Source organism: Megasphaera geminata F0357, from assembly GCF_000239275.1.
Taxonomy (GTDB): domain Bacteria; phylum Bacillota; class Negativicutes; order Veillonellales; family Megasphaeraceae; genus Megasphaera; species Megasphaera geminata.
Genome location: NZ_JH417587.1, coordinates 14,964 through 28,002, shown reverse-complemented (window position 1 = coordinate 28,002; position 13,039 = coordinate 14,964). Strand labels below are relative to the sequence as shown.

Sequence of the window (13,039 nt, the reverse complement as noted above, 5' to 3'; positions counted from 1 at the left end):
CTTTTTATATAAATTATAACTTAATTTGAATATTGTTCATAAATTCTAATTTACACCCACTATTTCTACAAAAGCCTCCCACCAAAATGATGGAAGGCTTTCTAAATAATTAATTTACCTTATTGCCCTTCGGTCAATAAGTATCGCTTGCAAACTTGCGCAATTCAACAACTCCCCTTTGAACCTACTTCTTCAACTTTTAGTATCGAAATAGTATCACGGGGGGCCATAAATCGTTAAAACACTGTATTTTCAACGCTCTATTTGCAGATACTTATTTGTCACTGTTACTCCCACTCTTCTTTTTCTACTGTTCAATATATCCAAAACCGTTCAAAATAAAGGCTTTTCGTTTGTTGAGTGCTGGGAAATTTGCTTAATTTAAGCTCATTTTTAGATTTTTTTACCCGTCCCAGCCCCAGTTCCAGATAAATTTATAAATTATCATCGTTTGTCAAATCATCTTTTAAGCAAAACTCTTCATTAATTTTGATAACTATTAAAGCAAAAATCTTTAACAATTGATAATAATCACTTTCATGTTCTTCTATGCGTTGAGTGTTATTACCATGTGAATACTTATTTCTAATAGCAGGTCCATTATCAAATTGCCTGTCATTAAGAATATAGTTTAAATAATCCTGCTCTGGTTTGGAAAAAAGTGTAGATTCAAATATAATTTTTTTATTAGTGATTAACTCGTCTAATAAATCACTATTTTTGTAATAGGATAAGCATATCACATCATTATTATAAAAATCCTCTAAAATTCTCACTATTTCCATTCTAAAACGTATATATCCATGTTTATCTTCATCAATAATATTTTTATCTTTTAGCCAGTTTAGGCTTAAAACCTGATACTCAAAGAAATCTGAAAATAACATATCCTCATTCTTTATTAAATCTGCAAAATTATTATAATCTTTCTTGCTTTCAACATAAGCTAGTTCGGATTGATCCGAAAACAATAAGTACGAAATATTTAATAATTCTGTATCGACTATGTATCCATATTTTTTTACAAAAAAACTTGGAATATCTTCTATTAATGGTGAGTTTCTTGATATTTCTAATAATTCCATATCTATCTCCCCATTATTAACAAAAAGCATAAATTGTCTTAAAATTGAATCCAACTCGGAACACATTGTTCTCATTTTTTTCCAAAAAAGATGATTCCGAACTTGGTATTAATAGAGAAAAACCTTCTGCTCTGAACTCTTTATTAAGGTATTCTTCAAAAAACCACTTGAAAATATTTTCCAATCTTTTGTCTAATTTATGAAGTTCATAATAATATGCTCTAATTTGCATACTAGATATCATTTCTTTAAGCCTAAAGGATGCTCCAATCGCGTACTCTCTATTTCCTTTTACACCAACTAGTCTTTCAAGACTTCCAATGTGATTTTTATTTGATGGAAAAGTTGATCTAAAAAAACGATCTACATATCCAAAAAGATATATGAAATTATTTAGTAGTGTTGGATTATCTAAATTTTCTTCTAACCATAAACGACTATATATAATTTTGGGATTCAATTCGTCTTCATAAGAAACATCAATCTCTTCTTTGTTATTAGAAAAGCCCACAATAGCTCCAAATGAAAATCCTGTGCCAGATTCAAAGATTTTTTCAACAATTCTTTCATGTTGTCTTTTTGACTTTAATCGAATTTTATCACTAATAGGAAACTCTTTTGTCCCTCGAGATTTAGAAAGTAGAAATAAATAATTCGGGTTAGCATCTTCTCTATCAATATACTTTTCTATTATTTCGATTCTCTGATTTGTTTGTAATGCACTTGGAATATAATATATCTTATGGTTTCTTTCTTTACTTGCTAGATGATGCGAAATCAAAATCTCAGCAGTAGACTTAGATTGCTTCATATAATCACTAATTTCATTATTATAATATTGAACTATGTCCTTATGCTCTAAGATTATATAAAGTGGAACATTAAATATTTCTAACAAACTTATAAATTCTTCAGAAGATATATTTTTATAAATTTTATATGTCTCAAACACATCCCAAAAAGAATCCCTATAGTGAATGCTAATTTCAGGATAAAAAGTTTTAATACATAAGTAATCAATGTCAGAAAAAAATCTTCCTATTGTGGGTCTGAAACTATTTGCCACTGAGGTTAATTTCCTATAGTACTCTTCACTCCATGACTGCAACATAACTTTAGAATCAAATAATAAACAAATATTATACATTTCCAAAATATTGTTTATTGTATATCCCGTATTGGTTTCATCAAAAACATTAATTATTTTTTCAGCTTTTTCCAAGTTCCATCCAATGCTCAAATTCGATTTGCTATAAAACTTCGCTCCAATATACTGTGAATCCATCGATTCAACCTCTTTTCTAACATTATTTGACCTCAACTACACTCATCTTTGATCTTAATTTTCTCTTATCATATCCTATTGTTTTGCTTATCTCACAACTAGTCGTATCATATCATTAAAATTACCAGAACAATTATACTTCTTTTTTGAAAAATTTTTATTAGATAAATTCGCCATACTCTACCTCACTTTATTTACCAAACTATTAACTAAATCTTCATCTTCTATCTTCGTAATTCCAAAGCTCTTTTTACCAGCATCTTTGATAGAAGCTCCAATATGATAAACTTCTACTTTATCTATGATTAAAAATCTATCGTGAAAATCTGTTGTAGTTTTAACTGATAGCTTTGGATATTGAGCATTAAATTTCGTTATATCTTTTGTTGATAGATTTCCTTTTCCTGCTGTCATAATTACAACATCTACACTCTTATTCTTCTTGCAAAGAATATTTAAGGTGTTGACATCGACATAGTTGTCAATCAAAATTATTTCTTTATTAGCCTTTTTAACAAGTCCTACAATAAAGCTAAACGCATCATAAATTTGCCCATCGAAAAAGATATTTTGCTTAACCTCAGTATTGGTAGCTAAATAATTAAATACTTCTTCCAGCTTCTTATCTGTTTCCAATTGCTTTAACTCAATCCTATCCAATCTTGAAAACAGCTCTTGATTGGAAATCAAAAATCTTCTCATCTCCACAAAGCTATTCATAATTTTAATACTGACTTCGACTGCTACATCACTTTTAAGAACAGCAGAAAGCATGGCGATACCTTGTTCTGTAAATACATATGGCATATATCTTCTGCCACCATAATTATTATTGGAACTTGAGCTTCCATTTTGGAATCTCAAGTTTTCATATTCAAGTTCCGTTAATTGAAAACAAAAGTGTTCTGGAAATCTTGATAAATTTCTTTTCATCGCTTTATTTAAATTACCAGTAGTAACTTTATATAATTCTGCGAGATCACTATCTACCATTACCTGTTTGCCTCTAATGGTATAAATCATATTCTGTATTTCTTTATTGTCAACAATGACGAGATTTTTATCTTCTGACATAAATACCTCCATCTTTTAGAACTTGAGATTCCATTTTGCCACCTCAAGTTTTGTTTATTTCTTTTGCTCTATAATTGAAACCATATCTCCAAAATCAACACCTAATTTGGTTCCGATACGATATAAAACATCCATGCTAACAAACTCTCCTCTGCCCATTTTGGATATAGTTGCAGGAGATAATTCACAAGCATTTGCCAAAGCTTTTTTATTCATATTTTTGTCTATTAAAACTTTCCACAATCCATTATAACTGACTTTCATATTTTCACTCCTTAATTATAAGTTTATGAAGTTATTTTATATATTATAGCATTTTTACTATAATTTTTAAAGAGCTAAATTTTGAAAGAACTTTATTTTTGTATCCAACAAATTACTTCTTCCGCTTCAGCAACAATGAATGTAAAGCCCCTTGCTCTTTTGAGAACTTTTCAATAGATTTCTTCATATCATCAATATCACTTTTATAAATCACGCCTGTTTGATTTACTCTCTTGGCAATCTGATTTAATTTGTTTGTGGCAACGGATAATGTTCCGTATAAATCTCTCAAAGGCTCCAAATCAACTTCATAAATTTTCTTTTCTAAAACTGTTTTTCGTATAAAATGACTCATACTTTTCGCTCCGCTTTCTTCCTTTTTCCTTTCAAATAATTCTTTTTCTTTATCTGTTAAATCAAATCTCAACCTTACATTTCTCTTTCTATTTTCCATCTTAAATATCCTCCTTCTATTAAGTTTTGGGGTCTTAGGGTTCTCCCTAACAAGCTGAAAATGTTGCTCGAAATTAAATCTCCGATTTTATTTCTAAAGTCATTTTTCCGTAAGTGTACACACACTTACTGTGCTTGCTATTAAAGTTAACGTTACATACCATTTATAAAGCTTCTGCACGCTTTTAACTATCACAGAAATACTCTGCGATTCGTTTCGGTAAATTCTATGAAAGTTAAAAGTTGTCGCTACCACTACCTCACTACCTCACTACCTCGACTTACTGGTAGCAAAGTAGCGGTAGCATGCTTTTTCAAAACTCTTAAAATGGAATTTCTATATCCCTCACTTCGACAAATTCTGTCTTTACATTTCGTTTATAAAACTTCTTGCTTACCCTGACCACTCCGTCAATTCTGACCTTCTTACTTTTTATAGATGGTTCAAGTGTCCATTCATCAGCTACTTCATTTGCCATCAGTTCTGAAAACACTTTTTCGTTGGTTTCAGGATATCTGCTCGTAAATTCTGCAGAGCATAATAAATCTGGAGTATCTGATTTTGTAGATTTCCATTCCATAAAGTCTAAGAAATTTTGTACATGCCTATTCTCACTCTTATGGGTTTGAATAACATAATCCAAATCCGTCCTTAACTCTTTTGGTAAATAGAAATCGTGAAGTTTATATTCGTAAAGATGCACAGCTTCTGCGATAGCTCCTTCAAAATCATGTTGAACAATATTGTGATGTTCGTCTCTTGTGATAGTTTCCAGTACAGGAAATTTCTCTGCATCATACATGATTGGTAATTCAATATTTTCACTGTTCACTTTCACAGGTAGATATCTTCTTTCTCCGGAAAAATCTCCTAAAAAAGTTGCATCATTAGTAGTTGCAATCAATATGCAAGTTCTCTTTACATCAGCAGAAAATCTTTCGTTGGAAGTCTTACAGTGCTTGTTCTTGCAGAGATAAACAGCTTTGCTTCGTCTGCACTTTTCGCATTTCTAAGAGCAACAAATTCTTCCAGTTTAACTACAACTTTTCCTACAAGATTGCTGACAGCATCCTTGCCTTTTATATTATTTAAGGAACAATACCATTCAGGAAATAACGCCAGCTTCTCTATAAAACTGGTTTTACCTATGCCTTGAATTCCCGTAAGAACCATCAGTTCATCAAACTTACATCCTAGACTAAAAACTCTTTTTACCATACCAACTAACATATGTTCCATAATCCAGGCATTTAATTTTGTATCTTCTGCTCCAAGGTATTTTGGAAGCAATTTAGATATATGACTTTCACCATCATACGCAAGAGACTTCATATGCATAGCAGGAAGATTTATAGCCCTTTTATGAGCAATAAAAGTTATGGCATCATCCATTCTATTTTTAGAATACTTAATGCCAAATTCCCTTTCTATCTCTACACCTAAAAGGTTCGTTAAGTGATCGTTCCATTTTCTTATCTCATTTTCTTCCTGCTTTTCACCTTTCAAAGTTCCCAAAAACCTGACCGTCATGCTACAGGTATCAAAGAAAATTGTTCCGTATATTATCTGCTCTTCTTTGCAAAATAGTGGATTTACTAGCACCGTGATGATATTGGTTGTGTTACTCTTTATTTGTCCCTTATCTGTGTACTCTAAATCTCTATTAAGATAATCCGACAGTTCATCGTCATTAAATTTCAACCAATCAATCACGACTATCACCTACACTTTTTCTGTGATAGTTATAATCCCAATATCTTTGATTCCCATACCGGATTGCTTTTTTAATACTATCTTCCAAATATCTGATGTAAGCCGCTTCATTTTTTCTTTTACTCTTATCATCAATTCGATTTAAGGCAGATTTTAGAAATATATCCTTCATCAATATTTCATTACCATGTGTATAGCTATTCATTAATAGCAGTAATAGGAAATCATCTTTACTGGCATCACCACTTGAGATAGTTCCCTCAAACAATCCTTTAGCTTTTATATTATGCTTGCACATCGTTTCTATGATTTTAGGTGCGTCAGGCAGTGAATCATTATCTGATTGATATGCTTTTATTTGCTCTCTAATGCTCTTTTTTGGTTCAAAGCATTCATAGTATTTATCAATCTCCTTTTGCTTATCTATGATGTTATTTAGCGTTCCATCAACACTATTCCCTGTCATGGCAATACATCTGTTATTTTGATACATTTCCACTTTCTCAATTTGGTTATTGAAATTATAAGCAATTTTTCCTTTTGCAAAAATGTGAAGCCCTTTGCCGGATTGAGAAGTTTCAATATATGTGTCATGAAAATCTCTGCAAAACATTTCTCTCATATCACGAGATACATTATCCAAGTCAATACAAAGAAATGGATCATCCTTGCTTAGTACAAAAGATAATCCATCACAACCACTACTCTCTATATTATTAACTGCTGTTTCAAAGTCTGCCCAGTTTTCTTTATTATTCTAATCACTTGATTTCAGGGTAATTGGATTTACAGGAATCTTAAGAGTTTTTTCTCTTCCTTTCAAATCCATTTTCCTAATCTTCTTAAAGCATAACCACTGTTTATACTCTCTTAATTCCATTGGAATATTTTGTTTATACTTTTCTGTTTTTATCATTTTGTCCTCCAATCTTTATGTTGCTGACGGAAGTACAACCTGATAAAATAGTCTTGTCAGGGATGAAATACCAAGTTGTACTTTCATCTTGCCTTTGGTCTTTTGGCTAAAGGCTTTTTTCTTGTTTAATTTCTTCATAAATCTCTATAATATATAGCAAAAGATTTTGCTCTTCTTCATTTAATTTCCCGAACTTTTTAACCACTTTTGCCAATTGAAATATCTCTTTTGATATATTTCTAATACTCTGTAGTCAGCTATAATTTTGATTTGATGTTCTCTAAGTAGCTGTATGAAATACTCTTGTTTTGATAGCCCACTTATTTCAATTTGCTTATTTATCAAATCATATTCTTCTGAAACTCTAAAATTCAAAATGCGGTTACGCTTTCTATTTTCTTCATTCTTTTTATTATTTGATTTAATCTGCTTTGTTCTTCTTTGCAATGACTCCGGTCTAAACATCATCTTCATCCTCTTTCAATAAATCTTCCCAATCATTTTGAGATTTTGTTCTAACCTGTGTTAGTGAAAGAGCCATTTCTTTTTGCTTACTCGGAAATAGATGTGCGTATCTATAAGTTATATCAATTGATTCATGCCCTACTCTATCTGCAATAGCAGTAGCAGAAAATCCAAGTTCAATTAAAAGTGATACATGAGAATGTCTTAAATCATGCACTCTTATTCTTTTTATATTGGCTTTCTTAGAGCCTCTATCCATTTCATGATGTAGAAAACTCTTAGAAAAACTAAATATTAAGTCTTTCGGCTTTAATTTGTAAAAACCATTTAGATAAATTTTGATTTCCTCTGCCAAGAAATCCGGCATGGTTACTTTCCGAATACTCTTCTTTATCTTTGGCGGAGTGATAATATTCTTTCCATCAATCCTTTGCAGGGATTCATCAATTTTTACAGTACCTGTCTTAAAATCAAATTTCTCTTTAGTCAAGGCAAGAAGCTCTCCCATCCTAAGTCCGCACCAGTATAGAATTTCAAAGGCATAATATGACTGCGGTTTATCCTTAACCACTTTAATAAAAGCTTCATGCTCTTCCTGTGTCCAAAATAGCATTTCATCCGCTTCTTTTTCTCCCATAGTTCCAACATTAGTTTTCAAGTTGTAGTATCGGCAAGCATGATTCAAAATACTGCTAAGCTGAGCATGGATTGTACGAAGGTATGTCGGCGAATAAGTTTGACCTCTATCATCTTTGATTTTCATCAATTCATTCTGCCACTGGATAATCGCTACATTACTAATTTCATTCATAAGTAAATCGCCCAAATATGGCATTATTTTTGTTGTAACAATAACTTCTTTCGTACGACAGGTATTTTCTCTGATACGAGGTTTTTTTATCCCTTTTATAAAGGTCAAAGAACTCTCGAAAAGTCATTTCAACCGTTCCGGCTTGCTGTGATAGAAACTCTTTTTCCCAATTCAACGCTTCCTTCTTTGTTGAAAATCCTCTTTTTTTTCTTGTTCAGCTTTTCCCCTTTCCAATTCACATAACTGAACTTGCAATACCAAGTGCCGTTTTTATTTTCATCTCTATATGCACCCACTTTTACACCTCTTTTCTAACTTCATTTCCATAACAATACTTTTCCATGAAATACTGTCGATTCACTTTACCTCTTTGTACTCGATAGCCGAGCTTTGTAAGTTCTTAATTCATTTCGTTTATCAACTGATATGCAGTCGTTCTGCTGACTTCCAAAAAATCTTGAACTTCTTTTGCTGTCATGAATACCTTTTGCATTTTTAGCCCCCCTTCAATTCATAGTTTTTGCAAGGTTCTGCATCCATGTCTTGAGATAGGACGAGCGTCAATCTAAATATCTTGCGCTCTGACAGTTCGTATTTAAACTGTATATCTGCATCGTAATAGTTCATTTTTGTTCTGTAAAGTCCTATTATAATTTTTATTATTCTGTGCAGGCTATTATTACAGTATTTTTCTCTGTTATAAACAGAACACTTCTGTTTTGCTGTAGTTCAATTTATGATAAAATACAATAGAAAATTTTTAAGAGAGGAGTCCTAAAATGATTTCCGGTAAGAAATTAAAGCAAATTCGCTTATTTAGAAAACTAACACAGAAAGAGCTTGCCATCATGTCCGGACTAACTGATGCTGCAATTCGTAATTATGAATTGGGAAATAGATCCCCGAACATTGAACAATTAAGAAAAATATCAGATACACTTAACTGTGATATTTCTGCGTTAATCGACCATGAGCCGAATTCTATTTTCGAAATTATGCACATCATTTTTGATTATGAAAAGGAAATGAAGTTCCGTCCCCTTGCAGGAAATGGTGAGCCTACTGCTCTTTTATCCCACAATCCACATTTTGATGAATTTTTTAGTAGAATGGGACGAAATGAGGAAGAAACACTATAACGGGGAAATCTCCGATGAAGAATTTGAAGATTGGAAGTTGTCTTTTCCTAAGAAATCACGGTTTTGGAAAAGAATAAAAAGAAAGAGTAATACACATAATCGGAAATGATTTTGGAGTTATGATTTGAAAATTTTTTATGTAATAATAATAGCGAAAATTGAATTTAGGAAGTTACCGTTTTAGCAATTATATAAAACTGATAAGCCCTTATCAGTTTACTGTTACAATAATCAATTTAAGAGAGGAGATAATATAAATGAAGAATTAAAAGCAGGTGGATATATTTCAAAAATTAATTTCAATGATGGAACTTATTTAGATATCAAACAAAATGACATTATCCTTTTTGTAGGACCAAATAACACAGGAAAAAGTCAATCCTTAAAAGATATTTATGCACTGTCTTCAGAAAAATTTCCAACTACAGTTGTTTCAGATATTGCTATAACAAAATATAATACTCAAATAAAAGATTTGCTTGATAAGATTTCCCCAAAACAGCCTCAAGGTTCATATACTTCATATAATGTTCTTGGGCAAAATTTCGCTTATTGGGAGAACACAGATAAGCACCTTCTAACAATCCCCTACTTTGGCGATTTTCGAAATTTATTTGTGGCTAATTTGGATACAACTGCACGATTAACAATTTGTAATGCACCCAGCAGTATAACAAGAAATTCACCCAAGCAACACCCTATTCACTATGCTGCATTTGATAGTAAATATCGAAAGTGGATATCAGATAATTTTAAGAAAGCCTTTGGGATTGAGGTTACTCCAAATTATCCTAAATGGATCTACAATTCCGCTTTGTGTGGGCGAACCAGTAAAATTTGATAAAGAGTATGAAGATGAGCAAGCACGGCAGGAAGCTTATGCGGATATACTCGAGACTTATAAACAGGTCCAAAATCAAGGAGACGGTATAAAAAGTTTTACTGGGATTTTGCTCTATTTGATGCTTGACTACTTTTGTACCTTTCTAATTGATGAACCTGAATCTTTTCTTCATCCGCCTCAGGCCCACATTATGGGGCAAATAATCGGTCAAGCACTATCAGACAAACAGCAATGCTTCATTTCAACTCATAGTGAAGAAATCATTAAAGGTCTATTAGAGGTTTGTCCTGAACGAATCAAAATCATTAGAATTACTCGAAAAGATGACACAAATTACTTTTCGGTTCTTGATAATAATAGTTTCGAAGTTGTATGGAATGACCCTTTGCTAAAATATTCCAACATAATGTCTAGCTTATTCCATAACTCTGTTGTTTTGTGTGAGAGTGATTCTGACTGTAAAATGTATTCAATTGTCGAAAGCTATCTTAAACAATCATCCGGAAAGTATTCAGAGACTCTTTTTATTCATTGTGGCGGTAAGCAGCGTATGTCTAAGATTGCTTTGGCACTCCGAGTATTGAAAATTGACGTAAAATTGATAGCAGACATAGATGTACTGAATGATGAAGCAGTATTTAAGGGGATTGTAGAAGCGTTTGGAATCGACTGGACAACCGTTCAAAGTGATTACAACACTATTGTAGGGAATTTGCACAGTCAAAAGGAAAAAGTCAATAGAAACGATGCCAAAACAAGTATTAACAGAATCATTGATGGCTCTCAAAATCAGGATTTATCAAATCGAGAAATAAAAGAAATACGCACAGTTATTAGTACTATTTCAAAATGGGAGACAATCAAATCGGCAGGGATAACTGCTATTCCATCCGGAGATGCAGCTCGGGCTTTTAATCGATTGAACCAAACGTTACAGCTAAACGGCATTCATATTGTTCCAGTCGGGGAGTTGGAATGCTTCATTAAAGATATTGGAGGGCACGGACCAGAATGGACAAATAAAGTGCTTGAAGAATATCCCTACATTGATAACCCGGTATATAATCAAATTAGAGAATTTATTGAGAATCTGAATCTATAATGTTGTTATATATGGACTTCCCAATATGTTTATTATATGGATTCAAATCATTTACAGCCTGGCAACCCTCTTTTTATCGGGCAGCTAATGAATATGCCTCCTTTGCGGTCGCATTTTGCGATATCATATGCTTCATATATAAGCAGAAATAGCACTATGTCTTCTTAGTGTTAAAAAAGACCGTAACAACTAAGCTACGGTCTGATTTTTTATATTCAAATGCAAGCCACTTAGAACAATTATTAAGATTATTCTTTTTGAAATCTTTACCCAATTTTGTCCCAGTTGCTCATTTCAATAGGCTCCAAAAGCCTTGTTTAAAGCCATTTCTGTGATTTTTTCGTTCTATTCCCACTCGATCGTCGAAGGGGGCTTGCCGGTTATGTCGTAGACGATCCTGTTGATGTGTGCCACTTCGTTGACGATGCGGCTTGAGATTTTGTCGAGGACATCGTACGGGATTCTTGCCCAGTCGGCGGTCATGAAATCCGTTGTCGTGACGCCGCGCAGGGCCAGGGTGTAGTCGTAGGTGCGGAAGTCGCCCATGACGCCGACGGAGCGGTTGTCTGTGAGGACCGCAAAATACTGGTCGATGGAACGATCCAGGCCGGCAGCGGTGATTTCTTCGCGGAATATGGCGTCGGCATCGCGCAGTATTCCCAGTTTTTCTTCCGTAATTTCACCCATGACGCGGATCGCCAGGCCCGGACCGGGGAACGGCTGCCGCCAAACGAGGTAGTCCGCCAGGCCCAATTCTTCACCGAGCTCGCGCACTTCATCCTTAAAAAGGTTGCGCAGCGGTTCAACGAGGCCTTTGAAGTCGACGACCGCCGGCAGGCCGCCGACGTTATGATGGCTCTTGATAACGGCCGCATCCCCTGCGCCCGATTCAATGATGTCCGGATAAATCGTGCCCTGCGCGAGGAAGTCGACGGCGCCGATTTTTCGCCCTTCGTCTTCGAAGACGCGGATAAATTCTTCCCCGATGATCTTACGTTTCCTTTCCGGATCGGTTACGCCTTTCAAACGGCTGAGAAACCGTTCGGCCACATCGACGCGGATAAAGTTCATGCCCGAGTCTTTAAATGCCGCTTCCACTTCATCGCCCTCATTCTTTCTCATGAGACCGTGGTCAACAAAGATACACGTAAGCTGACTGCCGACGGCTTTGGAAATGAGGGCCGCCGCGACGGAGCTGTCCACGCCGCCGGAAAGAGCAAGCACGACCCGGCCACCGCCTACGGTACGGCGTACGTCTTCAATCGCTTGCCCGGCATAGTTGGCCATCGTCCAGGAACCGCTGCAGCGGCAGATCTCAAAGAGGAAATTCCGGAGCATTTCCCTGCCGTGCACCGTATGCAGGACTTCCGGATGGTACTGCATGGCATAAAGCTTTCTTTTTTCGTCCTGCATGGCTGCAACGGGGCAATTTTCCGTATGCGCCGCAATTTTAAAGCCTGCCGGGATATCGGACACGTAATCCGTATGGCTCATCCAGACGGTTTCTTCTGCCGCCAGGCCCTTAAAGAGAGGAGATGCCGTATCAACCGTTATCGCCGTTTTGCCGAATTCACGCCGGTCCGCCCGCTTTACCTGCCCGCCGAGGCTATGCGCCATAAGCTGCATGCCGTAGCACAGTCCGAGCACGGGGATATCCTGCCTGAATACGGCCTCATCGATTTCAGGCGCATTTTCTTCATATACACTGTTCGGGCCGCCCGTAAAAATAATACCGCGCGGCCGAAGCTCCTCAATCTTCTCAACCGCTTTATTATAAGGGTATACCTCGCAGTACACGTGATTTTCTCTGACGCGGCGCGCGATTAACTGATTATACTGGCCGCCGAAGAAAACGACGATAATAAGCTCTTTCGTATCCATCAATAG

Annotated in this window: 12 protein-coding genes and 1 pseudogene; 2 read left to right on the top strand and 11 right to left on the bottom strand. The window is 34.9% G+C overall.

Annotation, left to right across the window (positions count from 1 at the left end; all coding sequences use genetic code 11):
- Positions 1–434: 434 nt before the first annotated feature.
- The 10 genes and pseudogenes from HMPREF0080_RS04525 to HMPREF0080_RS04485 form a co-directional block, all read right to left on the bottom strand.
- On the bottom strand, positions 435–1,085 hold the full coding sequence (locus HMPREF0080_RS04525; protein ID WP_040347261.1) for a hypothetical protein: 651 nt from the start codon (positions 1,083–1,085) through the stop codon (positions 435–437).
- A 16-nt stretch (positions 1,086–1,101) separates the two neighbouring features.
- Positions 1,102–2,370, bottom strand: coding sequence for a hypothetical protein (locus HMPREF0080_RS04520; protein ID WP_006790078.1), 1,269 nt, complete (start codon positions 2,368–2,370; stop codon positions 1,102–1,104).
- A gap of 180 nt (positions 2,371–2,550) precedes the next feature.
- The gene (locus tag HMPREF0080_RS04515) at positions 2,551–3,444 is read right to left on the bottom strand and encodes an ORF6N domain-containing protein (protein WP_040347259.1); all 894 of its coding nucleotides are present in this window, start codon (positions 3,442–3,444) and stop codon (positions 2,551–2,553) included.
- Positions 3,445–3,498: 54 nt separating this feature from the next.
- Positions 3,499–3,708 (bottom strand): helix-turn-helix domain-containing protein, encoded by a 210-nt coding sequence (locus HMPREF0080_RS04510; RefSeq protein WP_006790076.1) that lies wholly within the window; start codon positions 3,706–3,708, stop codon positions 3,499–3,501.
- Positions 3,709–3,820: 112 nt separating this feature from the next.
- Complete coding sequence (locus tag HMPREF0080_RS04505) at positions 3,821–4,162, bottom strand: plasmid mobilization protein (protein WP_006790075.1); 342 nt, start codon at positions 4,160–4,162, stop codon at positions 3,821–3,823.
- Between the two features lie 322 nt (positions 4,163–4,484).
- Positions 4,485–5,494, bottom strand: a pseudogene (locus tag HMPREF0080_RS10745) (VapE domain-containing protein).
- 373 nt (positions 5,495–5,867) lie between these two features.
- Complete coding sequence (locus HMPREF0080_RS04495) at positions 5,868–6,488, bottom strand: hypothetical protein (RefSeq protein WP_083817911.1); 621 nt, start codon at positions 6,486–6,488, stop codon at positions 5,868–5,870.
- Between the two features lie 144 nt (positions 6,489–6,632).
- On the bottom strand, positions 6,633–6,791 hold the full coding sequence (locus tag HMPREF0080_RS10225) for a hypothetical protein (protein ID WP_006790071.1): 159 nt from the start codon (positions 6,789–6,791) through the stop codon (positions 6,633–6,635).
- Between the two features lie 180 nt (positions 6,792–6,971).
- Positions 6,972–7,259, bottom strand: coding sequence for a DUF1778 domain-containing protein (locus HMPREF0080_RS04490; RefSeq protein WP_216436687.1), 288 nt, complete (start codon positions 7,257–7,259; stop codon positions 6,972–6,974).
- Positions 7,249–8,175 carry a site-specific integrase gene (locus HMPREF0080_RS04485; RefSeq protein WP_071777892.1) on the bottom strand — a complete coding sequence of 309 codons (927 nt, stop codon included), beginning with the start codon at positions 8,173–8,175 and terminating at the stop codon, positions 7,249–7,251. The genes HMPREF0080_RS04490 and HMPREF0080_RS04485 overlap by 11 nt, the downstream gene beginning before the upstream one ends.
- 671 nt (positions 8,176–8,846) lie before the next feature.
- Between HMPREF0080_RS04485 and HMPREF0080_RS04475 the strand changes: the two genes are divergently transcribed.
- Positions 8,847–9,206 (top strand): helix-turn-helix domain-containing protein, encoded by a 360-nt coding sequence (locus HMPREF0080_RS04475; protein ID WP_006790066.1) that lies wholly within the window; start codon positions 8,847–8,849, stop codon positions 9,204–9,206.
- 818 nt (positions 9,207–10,024) lie between these two features.
- On the top strand, positions 10,025–11,152 hold the full coding sequence (locus HMPREF0080_RS04470) for an AAA family ATPase (RefSeq protein WP_216436685.1): 1,128 nt from the start codon (positions 10,025–10,027) through the stop codon (positions 11,150–11,152).
- A 345-nt stretch (positions 11,153–11,497) separates the two neighbouring features.
- Here HMPREF0080_RS04470 and guaA read toward each other — a convergent pair whose 3' ends face one another.
- The gene (gene guaA / locus HMPREF0080_RS04465; RefSeq protein ID WP_006790063.1) at positions 11,498–13,033 is read right to left on the bottom strand and encodes a glutamine-hydrolyzing GMP synthase; all 1,536 of its coding nucleotides are present in this window, start codon (positions 13,031–13,033) and stop codon (positions 11,498–11,500) included.
- Between the last annotated feature and the right edge of the window lie 6 nt (positions 13,034–13,039).

Excerpts from the sequence above, each read along its gene's own strand:
- HMPREF0080_RS04525 (WP_040347261.1), bottom strand. The coding sequence starts at position 1,085 with ATGGAATTATTAGAAATATCAAGAAACTCACCATTAATAGAAGATATT.
- HMPREF0080_RS04520 (WP_006790078.1), bottom strand. The coding sequence starts at position 2,370 with ATGGATTCACAGTATATTGGAGCGAAGTTTTATAGCAAATCGAATTTG.
- HMPREF0080_RS04515 (WP_040347259.1), bottom strand. The coding sequence starts at position 3,444 with ATGTCAGAAGATAAAAATCTCGTCATTGTTGACAATAAAGAAATACAG.
- HMPREF0080_RS04510 (WP_006790076.1), bottom strand. The coding sequence starts at position 3,708 with ATGAAAGTCAGTTATAATGGATTGTGGAAAGTTTTAATAGACAAAAAT.
- HMPREF0080_RS04505 (WP_006790075.1), bottom strand. The coding sequence starts at position 4,162 with ATGGAAAATAGAAAGAGAAATGTAAGGTTGAGATTTGATTTAACAGAT.
- HMPREF0080_RS04495 (WP_083817911.1), bottom strand. The coding sequence starts at position 6,488 with ATGTTTTGCAGAGATTTTCATGACACATATATTGAAACTTCTCAATCC.
- HMPREF0080_RS10225 (WP_006790071.1), bottom strand. The coding sequence starts at position 6,791 with ATGATAAAAACAGAAAAGTATAAACAAAATATTCCAATGGAATTAAGA.
- HMPREF0080_RS04490 (WP_216436687.1), bottom strand. The coding sequence starts at position 7,259 with ATGATGTTTAGACCGGAGTCATTGCAAAGAAGAACAAAGCAGATTAAA.
- HMPREF0080_RS04475 (WP_006790066.1), top strand. The coding sequence starts at position 8,847 with ATGATTTCCGGTAAGAAATTAAAGCAAATTCGCTTATTTAGAAAACTA.
- guaA (WP_006790063.1), bottom strand. The coding sequence starts at position 13,033 with ATGGATACGAAAGAGCTTATTATCGTCGTTTTCTTCGGCGGCCAGTAT.